Here is a 17,156-nt window from a genome sequence, read left to right on the forward strand (position 1 = left end):
CCACTAATTTATGCATAGGCCCTCCGGTGTGATGGGGTTTCTCTTGGTCGAAAGATCCGATCACTTGGAGGGCTATTAGTTCAACATTTCTTATCCCGAGTTCAGGTTAAATAGTTAGTCAGTTCAGAGCCTCACTGGCATCTCAATCCAAGGCGCATTGATGCAGAAATGGTCATTCCCTTTTAAGTAATGCAACACCGGAGTGGGATGCCTGTGTGGCTCCCGAAGGCGGCTGATGTTAATGGCATCGCGCTTTATACTGCGTTTAAGGCTTTTGACAGAGCACCGCTATGCCTTCAAGCCTTCGCCTTGTCTAAAGCTAGTTAAATTCCCGCTGAATGAACAGATAGTTAATACGATGGGTATTAATGCTCACAATTTCGCCCAGCTACAAGTTGAATACCTTGGGACGTTTCGTAAAACTTACCTTTACCTATAAGTAACTCAATTAATGCTTCGGCACTCAAATCAGTTGCACTACAAGTATGGTATCGAGCCGCCGAGCCAAACTTTTGCTCCATCATGGAAATTAATTCAGGCTTTATAATAGCGGCCCCTTGAGCTACCATCAGCGCCATAACATCATGACCGTGAACAGAATTGGACATATGTCCTCCTAAAGATGCAATATTATTGTTCTTTATATCCTAACGGTTAAATTCGAACCCTGATCTCGCGCACAAACTTTCAAATAGGGACGACTGCGCCGACATCTGTGACGATAATGTGAGCCATTATGTCTTTGATCCTATTACTGACCCAACAGATGTCGCTGTACTTAGTGATCGTTTACTTAGTCAGTAAAACGCCACTGTTTAAACTGTTTGCCGAAACGTCTCCTCGTCTGCCACATAAGATTTTTATGTATCTGATTTTTTCGAGTTTCTGCATCATGGCCACTTATTTTGGTGAGCAAACCTCGGGAGCGATTGCCAACACTCGTGCTATGGGCGCAGTTTTAGGCGGATTATTAGGAGGACCGGTTACTGGTTTTCTGGTGGGGCTGACTGGTGGGCTACACCGCTACAGTATGGGCGGCTTTACTGATATAGCCTGCGCCATCTCCACCACCTTAGAAGGCTTATCCGCAGGGATGATAAGCTTCTACTTAAGACGCGCAGATAAAAGTGAGCTCATCTACAATCCATTACTCGTTTGCCTAGTGACTTTTTATGCTGAAATGATGCAAATGAGCATCATACTTTTGGTCGCACGCCCCTTCGATGATGCATGGGAATTGGTACGTCAAATCGCGCCGCCCATGTTATTAGTCAATTCCGTGGGAGCAGCACTCTTTATGAGCATGATCCGTGACCAAAAAACCATGTTTGATAAACTCTCATCGAGCTTTTCGACTAAAGCATTAAAAATTGCCGAACGCAGTGTCGGATTACTATCCAAAGGATTTAACGAAGAAAGTAGTAGTCACGTCGCCCAAATCGTCATCGAAGAAACCAATGTGGGTGCAGTGGCCATCACGGACAGGGAAAAACTGTTAGCCTTTATTGGCATAGGCGCCGATCACCATCTCCCTGGTACACCGATTTCGTCCAAAATAACCTTAGAAGCCATCAATCAAAATAAGGTCATGTTCGCCGATGGCGTTGAAACGCCCTATGCATGCTCTATTTCTTCTCATTGCCGTCTAGGGTCAAGTCTAGTGATCCCGCTGCGCAGTGATACCGAAGTCATTGGCACGATTAAACTCTATGAGCCTAAGAATAAACTTTTTTTGAATATCAACCGTACTTTAGGTGAAGGTATTGCCCGCCTGTTATCGAACCAAATTCTTTATGGGCGTTTTGAGCAACAGCAAAATCTACTGACTCAAGCCGAACTTAAATTGCTGCAGGCTCAAGTCAATCCGCACTTTTTATTTAATGCACTGAATACCATTAGCGCGATTATCAAACGTGATCCTGATATGTCTAAGCAGCTACTGCAGCAGTTATCGCAATTTTTACGGATCAATTTAAAGCGAACGACAGGCTTAGTGACGCTTGGGGATGAGCTAGATCACATAGCGTCCTATCTCACCATTGAAAAAGCGCGTTTTATTGATAAATTGCAAGTCAGTATCGCGATACCTGAATCACTCTACCACTGTAAAGTCCCCGCCTTTACCCTGCAGCCAATTATTGAGAATGCCGTAAAGCACGGCACTTCGCACATGATTGAGCAAGGGCAGATTAAAGTGACTGGCAAGCTCGAAAATGATGTGCTGGAGCTAGAAGTCACAGACAATGCCGGGTTGTATCAGCCCATTGAGGGCTCAGAAGGCCTAGGGATGAACTTAGTGCATAAGCGAATTCAAAATATTTTTGGCGAACAATACGGCGTGACAGTGGAGTGCGAGCCCGATCAATTGACTCGTGTCACCATAAGATTGCCCATAGAAAGCCCTGAAACATCAAATATGGATAACCGCACGTGATCACTTGTTTAATTGTCGATGATGAGCTGTTTGCTCGTGAAGAATTAGCTGACCTTTTGGGGCAAGAACACGACATCCAAATCGTCGGTCAATGCGCCAATGCTATTGAGGCATTACAGAGCATAACCAAAGAAAAACCTCAGTTAATCTTTCTTGATATCCAAATGCCACGCATTTCGGGCATGGAACTTATTGCAATGCTCGACCCCGATGACATGCCGAAAATCGTGTTTGTCACCGCCTACGACGAATTTGCCGTCAAAGCCTTCGACAATCATGCCTTCGATTATTTACTCAAACCCATAGATGCCGACAGACTCAGTAAAACCCTCACTCGTGTGCGTAAAAATCTAACGCCTCAGGCTATGGACTCCATTACCCCAAAGAGTCTTGAACATATTCCCTGCTACAGCGGCAATAAACTCAAAGTCATTGCAATCCAAGATGTGGAATATGTGTTCAGTGACTTAAGCGGCATCCATGTGGCCAGCACGAAAGGCAAAGTCCATACCCAGTTGACCTTGAAAGTGTTCGAAGAAAAAACCCCACTGGTGCGCTGCCATCGGCAGTATTTGATTTCACCTAAGGCGATTGCTGAAATTGAGCTGTTAGATCCAGGGGCTGAAGTCACCACTCATTTAGGCGATAAAGTACCCGTATCACGCCGCTATCTTAAAAGCCTTAAACAGCTATTTGGCTTTCAATAAACACAATCCAAAAGTCATCTTAGCGACGTATTTTTAGCCATAAGATAGCCAACAACACTCACCGTTAACATACAATGGTAACCACTTAAGCTCACCAATTGCCGCTCACACTGCATTTTCGACCACTCATTGAAATTACAAAGTTTTATATCAACAACTTGTTTACACTCGCCAGAACTCAAATGGGGAGATAACAAAAATGATGTGGTTCCTACTCTGTGTCGGTCTACTGATCGGCGGCTACTTTATCTACGGCGCTTTTGTCGAGAAAGTCTTCGGCATTAACGCTAATCGTCAAACACCCGCTTTCAGTCAAACTGATGGCGTCGACTTTGTGCCTATGTCTAAAGGCAAAGTCTATCTAATTCAATTATTAAACATTGCAGGCGTAGGCCCAATCTTTGGTCCTATCTTAGGTGCACTCTATGGTCCTGCAGCCATGTTGTGGATTGTAGTTGGCTGTATCTTTGCAGGTGCAGTACATGACTACTTCTCCGGTATGTTGTCAGTGCGCAATGGCGGTCAATCCGTGCCAAACCTTGCGGGTAAGTATTTAGGTAAGAGCGCCAAACACTTCATGAACGTGTTTGCTATTGTGCTGTTACTGCTCGTCGGTGTGGTCTTTATCTCTGCGCCTGCTGGCTTACTTGGCAAGCTTACTGGCTGGGATGTCAGTATCTTCGTTGGTATAATCTTCGTCTATTACCTGATTGCAACTGTGGTACCTGTCGATAAAATTATCGGTCGTCTGTACCCCTTCTTTGGCGCTTTATTGTTCTTCATGTCGTTTGGTTTAGCTTTCGCAATTATGCTATCAAGCGAGCATACCTTACTGCCTAACGTACAAGCGGGCGATTTCTTCCAAAACTTAAATCCGAACGACATGCCACTTTGGCCTGCCCTATTCATCACTATTGCCTGTGGCGCAGTATCAGGTTTCCATGCAACTCAATCACCGTTAATGGCCCGCTGCGTTGAAAACGAGACGAATGGTCGCTTCGTCTTCTTTGGCGCCATGATTGGCGAAGGCATTATCGCATTGCTTTGGTGTGCCATCGCGTTGTCTTACTTTGGCGGAGTAGAAGGGTTAAGTGCGGGTATGTCAGGTAACCCTGCCAACGTCGTCTATGAGGCCTCTACTGGTCTGTTAGGCGCTATCGGTGGCTTTATGGCTATCCTAGGGGTGATTATTCTGCCGATTACCTCAGGCGATACGGCTTTTCGTTCTGCGCGTTTGATTCTGGCTGAATTTTTCAACATGCCACAAATCTCACTACCAAAGCGCTTAGTGTTAGCTCTGCCACTGTTTGTTATCGGCGGCATATTGACCCAAGTGGACTTTGGTGTGATTTGGCGCTACTTCGGTGTAGCAAACCAAGCCACTGCAGTATTAATGCTGTGGACGGCTTCGGCTTACCTGCTACGACATAACAAACTACATTGGATTGCGACAATTCCAGCGATGTTTATGACCACTGTGGTTATCACCTTCCTACTGAACTCGTCAACCTTAGGTGCCGGTTTACCTATGACGGTATCAACCATAGCGGGCATAGTCACAACCTTAGTGATTACAGCACTCTTGATTGTGAAAACCAAAGGTAAAGGCGAAATTGATTTACCGGTTGAAACTGAGCTTAAAGAGACAGTCAAAGACTAGTCAAACAATTCAAATGACCAACCTAAAACAGGCGCTTTATTGCGCCTGTTTTGATCATACTGCTCCACCAATAGCAGCTATCACAGGTTTAAGCTAGCAAGGTATTCAAGCTTGACTCGATACCATTCCACACTGTATCAGGCATACAAAACTGCTATACTCCCGCCATAGCACATTGCAACATGCATAATATGAATCAATCGAATAACCCGCTCCACAGCATTAAACTGGAAACGATCATCACTTATTTAGTCGAGAAATACGGCTGGGAAGAATTAGGTGAAAGAATTAATATCCGCTGTTTTACCCACGATCCCAGCATCAAATCCAGTTTACGTTTTTTGAGAAAAACAGAGTGGGCGCGGGATAAAGTCGAATATCTTTATTTAAGAGCCAATAAATTACCCTTGCCGCCACCCAAAGCAGACTCTAGTCAAGCGGCTAAGAAGCCTGCGGCAAAAATTGCGACGAAGAAAACCAATCAAACTCCCCCTGACAAGTCTGTTAAAAGCGATAAACCTAGCACAGATGACAAAGTAAATAGCCATATTTGGGGTAACAGTTAATCTTCGCCCTCTGCAGCCATAAAACGTGAACAGTCCTCACTTGAGGGCTGTATTGTCATCAGCAATATCGCGCTTTTTGCCAAATAAGCCAAAAATTAGCTTCAGTTTTCCAATTAATGGCCGATAGCGATTTGAGTATCAACACAGTTTGCATCTAATGGAGTATGGAATGAGCATTAATGGAATAAACAGTGCCACAATCGGCTCAACTTTCACTCCGGTATCGAGCGCATATATCGCAACAACTCCTGCCACAACAAAAACGGCGACTAATGAATCGACAGCAGATGCGCAGGATACTCAAGACACAGTCTCCATTTCTTCAGCCGGCCGCGCCGCATTGTCCGCAGATGTAGGTGCCCCTTTAAGAGACAATGCTGCAGCAAAAAAAGATGGAACAGAAAATGATGCGTCAGAAGAGCCCATGACGTTAATCGACCAACAGATCCAGAAAATAAAAGAGCAGATCAAAGCACTACAAAAAATGCTGGCCAAACTTAAAGGAGATGACTCTGAGGTTGCGGAGCAACAGCGTAAGTTAATCCAAGAACAAATAATGCAGCTAAGTAGTCAAATAGCGACCTTGACTGATAAGAAGATGCGCGACGCGCAAAAGTCAGCTTAGACAAAATAACTGACCAATAGTCTTTGTAATACATCCCGTAATGGATGATACCTAGATAGGAAAGCTAAACATTAAACGCCAAACATTGAGCCCATCGCCACGACGATAACTGAATCCGATGCGATCAACACTTAATAATTCACCGCCTAACGGCTTAGAAAACGCGAGGGAAAAACCGGCCTCATAGCTACCAGAAACAATAGTATCTTGCTCTATCTCGCTAATAAATCTAAGTTCATTGAAATACCAATAGCCTACAGCAAAGATCCTTGGTTGCACCTGCAGATCCCACCATTGCCAGCGTGGTGCTAACCCTAAATCAACACCTGTTTGTAGTACTGCAAATTGATCCGAAAACCTACCATAGTGCTCGCTGTACCCAGCAAAGCGTAATCTCGATACCCACACAGCATCATGCCCTGCTAAGGTAAAGTCATACAAGCTACTGATCCCTGAGGCGATAATAGCAACGTTATCGTTTTTATCGAAATTAGTGCCAAAACCGATATCTAAATACCCTTCCATTCGAGTATTTTCGCTCGCCTGCCAATGATGCTCAAAACCTGGGGTAACTGTCATAGTACCTATCGACGACGGCAACTCACCTTCAGTGATATCTTTGGCTAAATAATCAAAAAAGCCAAAGGAGATAGGTAACCGTAACCAAGTTTGGCTACCGCTATCTTTCTTCAAATCAAAGCTTAACGGAATGCTAACGACGGTGGCATTTTGGTTTGCAGCGCGGTAAACGCCAGTGCCAAGATAACTACCAAAGGCGTAAACAGAATTTGGATTAGTGCTAGTTTCTATCGGATTACTACCATTAGCATTATTAGCTGCATGATCGATAGAAAAGTCGGAATAATCCGCTTGAGATGCAGATACGAATGTATTTGTAGCAGAGACACTATCGGCAAAGGTGGTAGGAATAACGCTCAGTAATGCCAAGCACATTAGCGACAAGCTTAATAGCAACCGACTGAAACAATGGCTCAATTGACTTAAACCTTCCTCATTTTTAACTCAATCGGTCGACTCTTTATGATGACAAAACTACTTATTTTCATCCATAAAATGATATTCAGACATCATGTGTCCAAGCTCAGTGGATTTAGTTTTTAAGTACGCTTCGTTATAACGATTTTTACCAACTTGCAGCGGTACGCGCTCAACCACTTCGATGCCAAACTCCTTCATCGCTTTCACTTTACGCGGATTATTGGTCATCAAACGCACATGCTTCACCCCTATCTGTTCCAGCATAGGCTTGATCATGTCGTATTTACGCATATCCGCTTCGAAACCGAGTTGCTCGTTGGCTTCAACCGTGTTGGCGCCTTTATCTTGCAGCTCATAGGCGCGAATTTTATTCAGCAAACCAATGCCACGGCCTTCTTGGCGTAAATAGAGGATAAAGCCACTGCCCGTTTCCGCAATATTTTGCATGGCAGCTTGTAACTGAAAACCACAGTCACAACGCAAGCTAAATAAAGCATCGCCGGTTAAACACTCGGAATGAATACGGCCCAACACAGGTTCATCCGCACTGAGCGTACCGAATGTGAGCGCAACATGCTCTTTACCTGATTCGGTATCTTCAAAACCATGCATGGCAAACACGCCCCAAGGAGTGGGTAACTTTGACGTCGCGACATATTTTATCGACATACTTAACCTTAACGACAACTCTCATTCCATGAGACGAATAAGATCCCTAGAAACAAAACGAGGATTAGGCACTTAGCCAACTAAGCGCACTATTCTAAAGTGTTTTCGAACAATCCAGAAATACTTTAGTGTTTTAATCAACTAAACCAAACATGAATGTCTTTTCGATGGGCAGCACGAAGGAATGGATTAAAACGAAGCAGTGCATTAAATACAAGGAGCACAAACACGTGATCGACACTCGATCCCGTGCCAGTGACATCCTATCCCACATTAAAATTTTGCGGGAGCGTATCCAGTCACTTCCGTTAGCCCCATTTCACGGCCGATAGCCGTCATAGGGTGGATTACCACAAGCCCTTTGACAGACTTTTTCAGTTTGCCCATGTCTGCTTGTTCCGCTTTTGTCAAAGCACGATGGAAAGGCAAACCTTTGATATCTGACCCTTGCTTATTCAATAAGCGGGTTTGTTGCCCTTTCACACTGCCGATTTGCTTAGTGACCGCAGCGATTTCGCGTTTGAACTGGGCAATAATGACGTCATCGCCTCTTTGTTCAGCCGCAGCAAGTTTACGACGAAATTTATCTAATTTATCGTTAAGCTGCTGCAGTTCTTGCTTTAAATTCATTCTGTTACCTTAAATTACCTAAGTTAGCCACAGTAAAATCTTAGCCTGATTATGCTAGCGTCTGTGTCAAGGCCTGAGATTATAGCAGCAAGTTACAGATCCTCGTTACCGCTTTTATAACAAACGAATGATCTGATTGCTGCTACCGCGAAAGACAAGACTCGGATCGGCAAGACTTTGTTCAAATTTTCCGTCCACCAGCACATCAATATAGGCCAACACGGCGCGCTGTTCATCACTCAACTCATCGAGCACATAACCTGTCCACAGCCAAATATCCTTCCCCTTACACTCAGCCTTGACTCGTTTGACGAGCGTCAAAATGGCACTAAGATTAACGGGCAATAAAGGATCGCCGCCCGAAAGCGATAAACCACGACGCACAATCCGCTGATCATTGAGATCGGCAATAATCCTATCTTCCATCGTTTTATCAAACACATGCCCAGAACGGGGATCCCAAGTGCTTTGATTATAACAACCGCGGCACTGGTGCTCACAGCCAGAGACAAACAAGGTCGCACGGGTACCTGGGCCATTGACCACATCGATAGGGAAATATTGATGGTAATTCATTGATGGTCACTCACAGTGCATTTCATCTTTTAACATTGGTACTTACCCCATGGCACCATTGATGCCACGTGATGCCACGGAATAAGTCTAACAGGCAGAATAAGGTAATAGTGTTACAAGTGTTTGATCCTGCGTTTTACTTCTTCTTGCTTGCCATAATTAAAAGGCCGCGCATCAGGACTGCCTAAGTAACCGCACACACGGCGCGTCACAGAAACCCGACTAGGCTCATGATTGCCACACTTAGGGCAAGTGAACCCTTTACTGGTACAACTAAATTCACCGGTAAAGCCACAGTCGTAGCATTCATCAATTGGCGTGTTAGTGCCATAGTAAGGCACGCGGCTGTAGCTATAATCCCAGACGTTTTCCAGCGCTTCGAGGTTATGCTGCATATTGGGATATTCGCCATAACAAATAAAGCCGCCGTTCGCGATAGCGGGATATGGCTGTTCAAAATCAATTTTATCGTAAGGATTTACGCTTTTTTCCACATCGAGGTGGAAACTATTAGTGTAATAGCCCTTGTCCGTCACACCTGTGACTAGGCCAAATTGCTTCGCATCCAGTTTACAAAAACGGCTGCAAAGACTCTCACTTGGCGTGCTATACAGACTAAAGCCATAACCTGTTTCAGCCTTCCACGCATCGGTAGCCGCTTTAAGATAAGCTACAATAGCAACGGCTTTTTCCCTTAATTGTGCATCATCAAAGACATGGGTTTGGGGACCATAGAGTGCATTCATAGTTTCATGCAGTCCAATGTAACCGAGTGAAATCGAAGCGCGGCCATTTTTAAAGATTTGCGCCACATCATCATCTGCCCGTAAACGTACACCACAGGCGCCTTCCATATAGAGGATAGGTGCCACGCGGGCTTTAACACCGTTCAGTCGCTCAATACGGGTATCCAGTGCTTTACGGGCTAATACCAGTCTGTCATCTAAAATACGATAAAATTCAGTCTCATCGCCATTGGCTTCTAAGGCAATCCGCGGCAGGTTTAAACTGACCACTCCCAAATTATTGCGCCCTTCATGCACAAGCTCGCCATTTTCTTCATAGGTGCCTAAAAAGCTACGGCAGCCCATTGGGGTTTTAAATGAACCGGTAACTTTCTCGACTTGCTCGTAGTTGAGGATGTCGGGATACATGCGCATTGTTGCGCATTTGAGCGCCATCTGTTTTACATCGTAATTGCAATCGCCCGCTTTATGATTAATACCATCGCGAATCGCAAACACTAGCTTAGGGAATACTGCAGTCTTGCGATTTTTACCCAATCCCGCCATCCGCACTTTGAGCATAGATTGCTGAATTAAGCGTGATTCCCACGACGTACCTAAACCAAACCCAAAGGTCACGAACGGTGTTTGGCCATTGGCAGTGTGTAAGGTATTGACCTCATATTCCAAAGACTGGAATGCATCGTGACATTCTTTTTCAGTTTGCGCCGTGGCAAAGGCTTTGGCATCGGTAATCTTCCAATTAAGGGCAATTTGGTAATGCTTGTCGTAGCTCTTAGCAACAAATGGCGCTAACACTTCATCGATACGGTTGATAGTAGTTCCGCCATAGATATGACTCGCCACTTGGGCAATAATCTGCGCGGTCACCGCTGTCGCTGTTGAAATAGACTTAGGGGTTTCAATTTCGGCATTACCCATTTTAAAGCCGTGGGTCAACATGCCAGCTAAATCAATCAACATGCAGTTAAACATCGGGAAAAACGGAGAGTAATCTAGGTCGTGGTAATGGATCTCGCCCGCTTCATGGGCAGCGACTACATCCTTTGGCAAAATATGACTTTTGGCGTAATGTTTGGCGACTATGCCCGCGAGTAAATCCCGCTGAGTAGGAATGACTTTTGAATCTTTATTAGCATTTTCATTGAGTAAAGCCGCATTACTTTGCTCAACTAAACCACGGATTTCGAGGTTGAGTTTACTGGTCGCTTCACGGCACACATCTCTGTCGTGACGGTATTCGATATACACCCGCGCTAGGGACTTGTACGGCCCTTCCATCAGTAAATTCTCAACCGCATCTTGTAGATGGTGGATATCGACTTCAGCTAATGGCGCGACGCTCTGACTGATACACGCTGCCACTGTCGCTGCATAGTCGCCATCCTCTATTCCAACTGAGTTTGCAGCGGCATTCACTGCATCCCTTATCCTTGTTTCATCAAAAGGTGTGCGGCAACCATCACGCTTAATTACGACTGGCATTGTTCAGTTCCTCTCCATCTCGCCTAAAAATTAACACTACATCTAGTGATTTTAAAAGCATAAAACACAATATGTAGAGCATTAGGCTACAATGACGGTAAGGAGTCCATGATCCAGATCATAGTTTTTAGGATGAAATAAAAGAACAAACAAGAACTGCAGCTAGGCCCAATTATCTGAAAATTGCGCCTTGACCTGCTGATTAAACCCAGCTAGTTGAATGCGTGACAATTTGTGTTTATCACGCACTATGGATGTGAATTAACGTTTAGCAAGCGCAAGATAACTACTGAGTTGGCCCGATGCAGATTGATGTGCCCCCATAGATGAAGCGAGTTGCATCATAGATTTTAGCCCCTGCCACTGCTGCTTTTGAGCATCCGTAAGCGGAGGTTCAGAATTCAAATAATCCGTCAATTGGCTAAGGACTTTCGTGGCCTTCTGGGCTAGCACCGGCGACTGAGCATCATCCATATTGGTTAAGACGCTCTTAGCATCAACTAAGGTATTGATAAGAGGATTATTGGGTGATTTTTTAGCTAATGATTTGATTTCATCATCTAAAAAATCTTGCAACGATTGTTTAGTCGGCGTCGTTGTGCTCGGCACTGTAATACCGTTTTTCGATAAACGCTCGAGTTGCACATCCGATAAAATGCCATCTTTTTGTAAGCGCGACACCAATGCGGGAATATCGGCGACGCCAAATTGACCATCGGCAAAAAAATCCTTCGCCATCGATTGAATTTTCTGTGCGCGTTGCGCCCTTGGCGACAGCGCTATCTCATCGGTTTTACCGTTATCGGGTTTGGTAGCATCCGTCTGCGTTTTATTTGTTTCTATCGTAGTATCGGTTTTAGCCGTGCTCGTCTTTTGGCTATTGGCACCATAGGCATCGGCGATACTGGCACTGCTGCGCTTAAGATTAAAGGCATTTAAAATAGAATTCATCGTCAAAAATTCGGCGTCTAAGACTCAATGACGGTTTTAAAGCAAAAACTAAGCCAATCAAGTATTAATCAGTGCAACCGCTGAGTTAATAGCATCACTATGCATAAACCAACTTATATCTAGGACTGTATATCTTCGATCAAGGCAAGACATTGCCGCCTTAGTAAATCGAGTGCCTCAGCGTCCATCTGCACTTTATCAAGCAAGGTTTGCTTCAAGGCAAGAGCTTCGTGCCTGATATCCTCTCCTTGACTTGTCAGAGTGATCAGCTTTTTCCGCTCATCTTCAACGCAGGCTAATCGCGTAATCAACCCCTTCAACTCTAACCGCTTGACGATTGGCGTTAGGGTTCCCATATCGAGTTTAGTCGCCATTGATAGCTGGGTTTGGCTGCAGCCGTTTTGACGCCACAGGGTTTGCATCACTAAATATTGAGGGAAAGTTAACTCGTATGCCTCGAGTAGAGGCCGATAAGCACGCACCAATGCATTGCTCGCAGAATATAACGCGAAACAAACATTATCGGATAAACAGAGTGGATCGCTAGAAGCTTGGCTATGAGTCTGTTTTGTAGCGTCGAGCTCAGGTTGAGGTAAGCAATTCTGCACGTTTAAGCGCCTGTCATTTAAACATAACACTATCTTATCCGATCTGCGCCACCCCATCTAGTTTGCGCGCAAACTATTTGCATTCAATCTTAAAGCCACGTAGAGTTAACATCATTAGTTTGCGCACAAACAAAAGGTGAGTTTTTATGAAGAGTATGACTGAAACCCGTGAAATCCATCTAGCTAGTCGCCCAGAAGGCATGCCTACGGCACAGAACTTTACTTTAGTAAATAAAGCGTTAGCACCGCTCGCTGATGGACAAGTGCTGATTAAAAATCTATGGATGTCGGTTGACCCTTACATGCGCGGGCGCATGGTTGATCGCAAGAGTTATGTTCTGCCCTTCGCCTTAAATCAAGTCTTAGAAGGCGGTGCGATTGGTGAAGTTATCGCGTCAAAAAACACCGAGTTCCCGGTTGGTACTAAAGTCAGCAGCATGCTAGGTTGGCGTGAACACGCAATCACAGATACCGCAGGACTGACAGCTTTACCACTAACTACGCTTGATAGTTCACATTTCCTCGGCATACTCGGAATGCCAGGCATGACAGCTTGGACAGGACTGACTCGCATTACAGATTTAAAAGCGGGTGAGACACTGTTCGTTTCCGCAGCCTCTGGCGCAGTAGGTAGCGTAGCCTGCCAAATTGGTAAACTAATAGGTGCTCGTGTAATAGCCTCTGTCGGTTCAGATGAAAAAGCTGAATTATTAAAAAGTTATGGTGTTGATGCGGTCATCAATTACAAAACTTGTGGCAATCTCACCCAAGCGTTGACAAAAGCCGCCTCAGAAGGAATTGACGTGTATTTTGAGAACGTCGGTGGCGAGCATTTAGCCGCAGCGCTGAGCAATATGAAAGATCATGGACGTATCGCTGTTTGCGGTATGATTTCGCAATATAACAACACAACTCCAACACCTGGCCCTGACAACTTAGCCCTAATTGTAATGCGAAAACTCAAGTTAGAAGGTTTTATCGTATCCGAACATTGGGCGCATTATCCTGAGTTCACCGCAAAAATGGCTCAATGGTTAGCGGAAGGCAAAGTCAAAGCAGAACAAACAATTTATCAAGGGCTTGAACAAGCACCTGATGCTTTTATCGGTCTATTTGAAGGTAAGAATCACGGTAAAATGTTGGTAAAACTAGCCTAAGTCACCAACAAAGCGGTATAAACATCTCAATATGAGATAGCAAATAGTCGGTATCGCGAAAGTGATACCGACTTTTGTTTATCTTGCAATCAAACGCTATCTATATGAAGGCTTTTGACTCTACATTTTGCATCATCAGCCTTTCCAGAGCGCAGCTTCAATCAAGTGGGCGACTTTCTCCACCGCAGCTTCGCCGGCGGCAATCGCCTCATCAGCACGGTGAAACTCCATAGTGCCGATATTTCCCACCTCTGGCACAATACAAATATCTGGTGGATCGCCCATCAACCGCGCCCGCTTATGTCTTTGCTCTAAAATACCCATAGATTGCGACATCACAGCAATCATCCCCGGATTCGATTTAGTGCCAAGCGAAAACTTATCGGTTAGGTTACTGACATAATCTCGGCCACGGGCAAATAAATCCATAAAGCCCGTTTCTTGTCGCGCTGGCATATCCATTTCAGCTTGGACAGTCCTTTGGCTGGTCATATTCACGGGTAACACTTGGATACGCCCAGAATGATAGCCATATAAATCCACTGCAATCACTACATCAACGCCCATGGCACGGCTGACCGAAACAGGAACAGGATTCACCACAGCACCATCGACTAACCAGCGATCTCCTTGTCTGACAGGGGCTAAAATCCCCGGCATGGAGCAAGAGGCCCGTACCGCTTGCCGTAAATCCCCTTCAGTAAACCAAATTTCCTGACCAGAGTATAAGTCAGTCGCGACGGCTGCAAAGGGACGATTGAGATTCTCAATATTCACATCTCCTATACGTGCATGCAGCACATCGAACACCTTGTCTCCGCCGATAAGCCCGCCCTTACGCCATCGAATATCCATCAAGCCAAGCACGTCCCAACTAGAAAAACCGCGCACCCATTTTTCTAACTCGGGTAAATGATCATGGGCGTAAGCGGCCCCCACTAAAGCCCCTACCGAACATCCAGCCACTTTATCGGGCTTAATACCCATGGCAGCTAAACCATTCAATACACCTATATGTGCCCAACCTTTCGCCGCCCCACTACCCAAGGCAATGCCTACCGAAGGGGTTGTTCCGTTAGCCATAAATCATTTCTCCTGTAACTCAATGCAGTACACGATAACGTAAAATCCTGCCATATCCACTGTCAATCGGTAAAAATGACACAATTAAGAGGTTGTAATACCAATGTAAATAAATACAATCAACAGAGCATAAATGGCGCACTTTCTACATCAATCCGTGCATGAAGCAGAGATAATCACCGATGTGGATAGCTGAGCAAGGATGATTAAGGCTATAATCTGCCCTTACTAAGATTTAGGGGATATACCTTTGCAATTTACCGATTTTTCTCTGGACCAGCGTCTGCTTCAAAGCATAAAACATATGGGGATCACAGAACCCACCGCCATCCAGGAACAAGCACTGCCTATCGCATTGGCAGGTAAAGATTTAATGGCGTCATCAAAAACGGGCTCAGGTAAAACCTTAGCGTTTTTGTTACCCGCATTGCAAAGAGTCATTTCTACCCGCTCACTGTCGAAACGTGATCCTAGAGTCTTGATTTTATTACCGACTCGCGAACTAGCACATCAGGTTTATAGTCAGCTTCGCCTCCTTGTCGCCAACACCCAATACAAGGCCATCAGCGTACTGGGCGGTGAAAACTTTAATGACCAAGCCAAAGCCTTAGCGAAAGAACCGCATTTTATTGTCGCGACTCCAGGCCGTATCGCCGATCATTTAGAACAGAAGCATCTTTTTCTCAATGGCTTAGAGTTATTAGTCCTCGATGAAGCCGACCGCATGTTAGATTTAGGCTTTGCCCCGCAGTTAAAAGCCATCAACGATGCAGCCGATCATAAACGCCGTCAAACGCTGATGTTTTCTGCCACGTTAGATCACGACGAAATCAATGATATCGCAGCAACATTACTAAAAAATCCAGCGCACGTGGCGATTGGCGCGGCTCACTCTGAGCATAACGATATTCATCAACGTATCTTTTTATGTGACCACTTAGACCATAAAGAAGCGTTATTAGCCCGTTTGCTCAAAGATGAAACCCATAAACAAGTGATTATTTTTACCGCGACGCGTCCAGATACTGAGCGCTTAGCCGCTAAATTAACCACGCAAGGTTTTGCAACCGCCGCACTCAGCGGTGATTTAAAGCAGGCCGCACGAAACCAAATCATGGACCAATTTGCCCGTGGCCAACAACAAGTACTAGTGACAACCGATGTCGCCTCTCGCGGCCTGGATTTGCTCAATGTGTCCTTGGTCGTTAACTTCGACATGCCTAAATTTGCCGAAGAATACGTGCATCGTATCGGCCGTACTGGTCGTGCAGGCGCAAAAGGTGATGCGATATCGCTCGTCGGGCCAAAAGATTGGGACAACTTTAAGAAAGTCCAAGTCTTCCTCAGAAAAACCTTTGAGATCAGCACAATTCCAGGCCTAGAAGCTAAATTTAGTGGTCTAAAAAGCAAAGCTAAACAAACGCCAGTAAAACGTGTTGCTAAAGCGGAGCTTGCTAAAGGTAAGAGCAAAAGAACCAAAGCAACCACACCAGCTCCGTCGCGGGATAAGCGTTTCATCACGGGCGTGGATGTCGGCGATGCTCCTATGCGTAGAAAACCTGCTGCGGCACAATTACTACAAGATAATGATACTGAAGAAGTTTAAAACTAATTTATGCATAAAGGCCGGTGGATTTAACATCAGATATTATCTCTGATACAAATCACATAGGCATGATCTAATACTGGAAATTGACATACTAAAATTATCAGTCTGTCGCCAAGCGAATCAAAAGCGCATGGTAAACACTGATCCTCATGTCATTTCCAGCTACAATAGCGCTATTATCGATATTTTGAAGGTGTAACATGAGAGTTTGTGGTGTTGAATTAAAAGGTGGCGAAGCCATTATCAGTTTATTGAGCTATGAAGGTGAAACCTTCAATGTGCCAGAATGCCGTAAGGTGTCTTTCACCGTTTCCCAATCTGCTACCACAGAAGCTATTCGTGAGTTTCACTTCGCTTTTCATAAGCTTATGCAAGATTATCGCGTTGATGAAGTTGTCATCATAGAACGTGAGCAAAAAGGTAAACTCGCGGGTTCAGCGACAAGCTTTAAACTTGAAGCAGCCATTCAATTAGGGGAATTACCTGTCAGTCTATTGTCTCCTGTCACTATCAAAGAGCAAAACAAGCGCAATCCCCCCCAAGTTGATTTCGATAGTTTAGATCTTAAAAAAGTACAGCAGTTAGCTTTCGAAGCCGCTTATGCCCATCAAAATCGCCGAATTTTTGGCAAAGTATAAGTAATGTGATGAA

18 protein-coding genes are annotated in these 17,156 nt (G+C 44.9%); 9 read left to right on the top strand and 9 right to left on the bottom strand.

Annotated features, from left to right (window positions below):
• The first annotated feature begins 241 nt into the window (after window positions 1–241).
• Window positions 242–439, top strand: a complete 198-nt coding sequence (locus KO531_RS22505) for a hypothetical protein (protein WP_251069034.1) — start codon at window positions 242–244, stop codon at window positions 437–439.
• Here the strand turns inward: KO531_RS22505 and KO531_RS20920 are convergent.
• Complete coding sequence (locus tag KO531_RS20920; protein WP_219252147.1) at window positions 366–608, bottom strand: YecH family metal-binding protein; 243 nt, start codon at window positions 606–608, stop codon at window positions 366–368. The genes KO531_RS22505 and KO531_RS20920 overlap by 74 nt on opposite strands.
• A gap of 128 nt (window positions 609–736) precedes the next feature.
• On the opposite strand from KO531_RS20920, the gene KO531_RS20925 reads away from it, so the two are divergent.
• From KO531_RS20925 to KO531_RS20945, 5 genes are all read left to right on the top strand, one after another.
• Window positions 737–2,434, top strand: a complete 1,698-nt coding sequence (locus tag KO531_RS20925) for a sensor histidine kinase (protein WP_028760408.1) — start codon at window positions 737–739, stop codon at window positions 2,432–2,434.
• Window positions 2,431–3,141, top strand: a complete 711-nt coding sequence (gene btsR / locus KO531_RS20930; protein WP_219252148.1) for a two-component system response regulator BtsR — start codon at window positions 2,431–2,433, stop codon at window positions 3,139–3,141. The genes KO531_RS20925 and btsR overlap by 4 nt, the downstream gene beginning before the upstream one ends.
• Window positions 3,142–3,340: 199 nt before the next feature.
• Window positions 3,341–4,801 (top strand): carbon starvation protein A, encoded by a 1,461-nt coding sequence (locus KO531_RS20935; RefSeq protein WP_219252149.1) that lies wholly within the window; start codon window positions 3,341–3,343, stop codon window positions 4,799–4,801.
• A gap of 182 nt (window positions 4,802–4,983) precedes the next feature.
• On the top strand, window positions 4,984–5,367 hold the full coding sequence (locus KO531_RS20940; protein WP_219252150.1) for a VF530 family protein: 384 nt from the start codon (window positions 4,984–4,986) through the stop codon (window positions 5,365–5,367).
• Between the two features lie 169 nt (window positions 5,368–5,536).
• On the top strand, window positions 5,537–5,992 hold the full coding sequence (locus KO531_RS20945; protein ID WP_219252151.1) for a FlxA-like family protein: 456 nt from the start codon (window positions 5,537–5,539) through the stop codon (window positions 5,990–5,992).
• Between the two features lie 51 nt (window positions 5,993–6,043).
• Here the strand turns inward: KO531_RS20945 and KO531_RS20950 are convergent, their stop codons facing one another.
• The 7 genes from KO531_RS20950 to KO531_RS20980 all read right to left on the bottom strand — a co-directional run bounded on the left by KO531_RS20950 (window position 6,044) and on the right by KO531_RS20980 (window position 12,656).
• Window positions 6,044–6,988, bottom strand: coding sequence for a hypothetical protein (locus KO531_RS20950; RefSeq protein WP_219252152.1), 945 nt, complete (start codon window positions 6,986–6,988; stop codon window positions 6,044–6,046).
• A 57-nt stretch (window positions 6,989–7,045) separates the two neighbouring features.
• The gene (ribA, locus tag KO531_RS20955) at window positions 7,046–7,660 is read right to left on the bottom strand and encodes a GTP cyclohydrolase II (protein ID WP_006087423.1); all 615 of its coding nucleotides are present in this window, start codon (window positions 7,658–7,660) and stop codon (window positions 7,046–7,048) included.
• A 273-nt stretch (window positions 7,661–7,933) separates the two neighbouring features.
• Window positions 7,934–8,290, bottom strand: a complete 357-nt coding sequence (locus KO531_RS20960; RefSeq protein ID WP_028760414.1) for a YibL family ribosome-associated protein — start codon at window positions 8,288–8,290, stop codon at window positions 7,934–7,936.
• Between the two features lie 114 nt (window positions 8,291–8,404).
• The gene (gene nrdG, locus KO531_RS20965) at window positions 8,405–8,866 is read right to left on the bottom strand and encodes an anaerobic ribonucleoside-triphosphate reductase-activating protein (RefSeq protein ID WP_219252153.1); all 462 of its coding nucleotides are present in this window, start codon (window positions 8,864–8,866) and stop codon (window positions 8,405–8,407) included.
• A gap of 113 nt (window positions 8,867–8,979) precedes the next feature.
• Window positions 8,980–11,097: an anaerobic ribonucleoside-triphosphate reductase gene (nrdD, locus tag KO531_RS20970; RefSeq protein ID WP_219252154.1), complete on the bottom strand. Its 2,118-nt coding sequence runs from the start codon at window positions 11,095–11,097 to the stop codon at window positions 8,980–8,982.
• Between the two features lie 261 nt (window positions 11,098–11,358).
• Window positions 11,359–12,048, bottom strand: a complete 690-nt coding sequence (locus KO531_RS20975) for a hypothetical protein (protein ID WP_219252155.1) — start codon at window positions 12,046–12,048, stop codon at window positions 11,359–11,361.
• Between the two features lie 119 nt (window positions 12,049–12,167).
• On the bottom strand, window positions 12,168–12,656 hold the full coding sequence (locus KO531_RS20980; RefSeq protein WP_219252156.1) for a MarR family transcriptional regulator: 489 nt from the start codon (window positions 12,654–12,656) through the stop codon (window positions 12,168–12,170).
• A gap of 146 nt (window positions 12,657–12,802) precedes the next feature.
• Between KO531_RS20980 and KO531_RS20985 the strand changes: the two genes are divergently transcribed.
• Window positions 12,803–13,813, top strand: a complete 1,011-nt coding sequence (locus KO531_RS20985; RefSeq protein WP_219252157.1) for an NADP-dependent oxidoreductase — start codon at window positions 12,803–12,805, stop codon at window positions 13,811–13,813.
• A gap of 135 nt (window positions 13,814–13,948) precedes the next feature.
• Here the strand turns inward: KO531_RS20985 and rssA are convergent, their stop codons facing one another.
• A complete protein-coding gene (gene rssA, locus KO531_RS20990) occupies window positions 13,949–14,896 on the bottom strand; it encodes a patatin-like phospholipase RssA (protein ID WP_028760420.1) in 948 nt (315 codons plus the stop codon).
• 250 nt (window positions 14,897–15,146) lie between these two features.
• Here rssA and KO531_RS20995 point away from each other — a divergent pair, with 250 nt between their 5' ends.
• Both KO531_RS20995 and KO531_RS21000 read left to right on the top strand, forming a co-directional pair.
• Window positions 15,147–16,502, top strand: coding sequence for a DEAD/DEAH box helicase (locus KO531_RS20995; RefSeq protein ID WP_173496518.1), 1,356 nt, complete (start codon window positions 15,147–15,149; stop codon window positions 16,500–16,502).
• Window positions 16,503–16,705: 203 nt separating this feature from the next.
• Window positions 16,706–17,143 carry a DUF3010 family protein gene (locus KO531_RS21000; RefSeq protein WP_028760422.1) on the top strand — a complete coding sequence of 146 codons (438 nt, stop codon included), beginning with the start codon at window positions 16,706–16,708 and terminating at the stop codon, window positions 17,141–17,143.
• Window positions 17,144–17,156: the final 13 nt, after the last annotated feature.

Origin of the sequence: Shewanella sp. NKUCC06_TVS (genome assembly GCF_019345515.1) — a bacterium.
In the GTDB taxonomy this organism is placed as follows: Bacteria; Pseudomonadota; Gammaproteobacteria; order Enterobacterales; family Shewanellaceae; genus Shewanella; species Shewanella oncorhynchi.

What these genes read in the sequence shown, in the direction of transcription:
- KO531_RS22505 (WP_251069034.1), top strand. Translation starts at nt 242, where the DNA reads ATGGCATCGCGCTTTATACTGCGTTTAAGGCTTTTGACAGAGCACCGC.
- KO531_RS20920 (WP_219252147.1), bottom strand. Translation starts at nt 608, where the DNA reads ATGTCCAATTCTGTTCACGGTCATGATGTTATGGCGCTGATGGTAGCT.
- KO531_RS20925 (WP_028760408.1), top strand. Translation starts at nt 737, where the DNA reads ATGTCTTTGATCCTATTACTGACCCAACAGATGTCGCTGTACTTAGTG.
- KO531_RS20935 (WP_219252149.1), top strand. Translation starts at nt 3,341, where the DNA reads ATGATGTGGTTCCTACTCTGTGTCGGTCTACTGATCGGCGGCTACTTT.
- KO531_RS20940 (WP_219252150.1), top strand. Translation starts at nt 4,984, where the DNA reads ATGCATAATATGAATCAATCGAATAACCCGCTCCACAGCATTAAACTG.
- KO531_RS20945 (WP_219252151.1), top strand. Translation starts at nt 5,537, where the DNA reads ATGAGCATTAATGGAATAAACAGTGCCACAATCGGCTCAACTTTCACT.
- ribA (WP_006087423.1), bottom strand. Translation starts at nt 7,660, where the DNA reads ATGTCGATAAAATATGTCGCGACGTCAAAGTTACCCACTCCTTGGGGC.
- KO531_RS20960 (WP_028760414.1), bottom strand. Translation starts at nt 8,290, where the DNA reads ATGAATTTAAAGCAAGAACTGCAGCAGCTTAACGATAAATTAGATAAA.
- nrdG (WP_219252153.1), bottom strand. Translation starts at nt 8,866, where the DNA reads ATGAATTACCATCAATATTTCCCTATCGATGTGGTCAATGGCCCAGGT.
- nrdD (WP_219252154.1), bottom strand. Translation starts at nt 11,097, where the DNA reads ATGCCAGTCGTAATTAAGCGTGATGGTTGCCGCACACCTTTTGATGAA.
- KO531_RS20975 (WP_219252155.1), bottom strand. Translation starts at nt 12,048, where the DNA reads ATGAATTCTATTTTAAATGCCTTTAATCTTAAGCGCAGCAGTGCCAGT.
- KO531_RS20985 (WP_219252157.1), top strand. Translation starts at nt 12,803, where the DNA reads ATGAAGAGTATGACTGAAACCCGTGAAATCCATCTAGCTAGTCGCCCA.
- rssA (WP_028760420.1), bottom strand. Translation starts at nt 14,896, where the DNA reads ATGGCTAACGGAACAACCCCTTCGGTAGGCATTGCCTTGGGTAGTGGG.
- KO531_RS21000 (WP_028760422.1), top strand. Translation starts at nt 16,706, where the DNA reads ATGAGAGTTTGTGGTGTTGAATTAAAAGGTGGCGAAGCCATTATCAGT.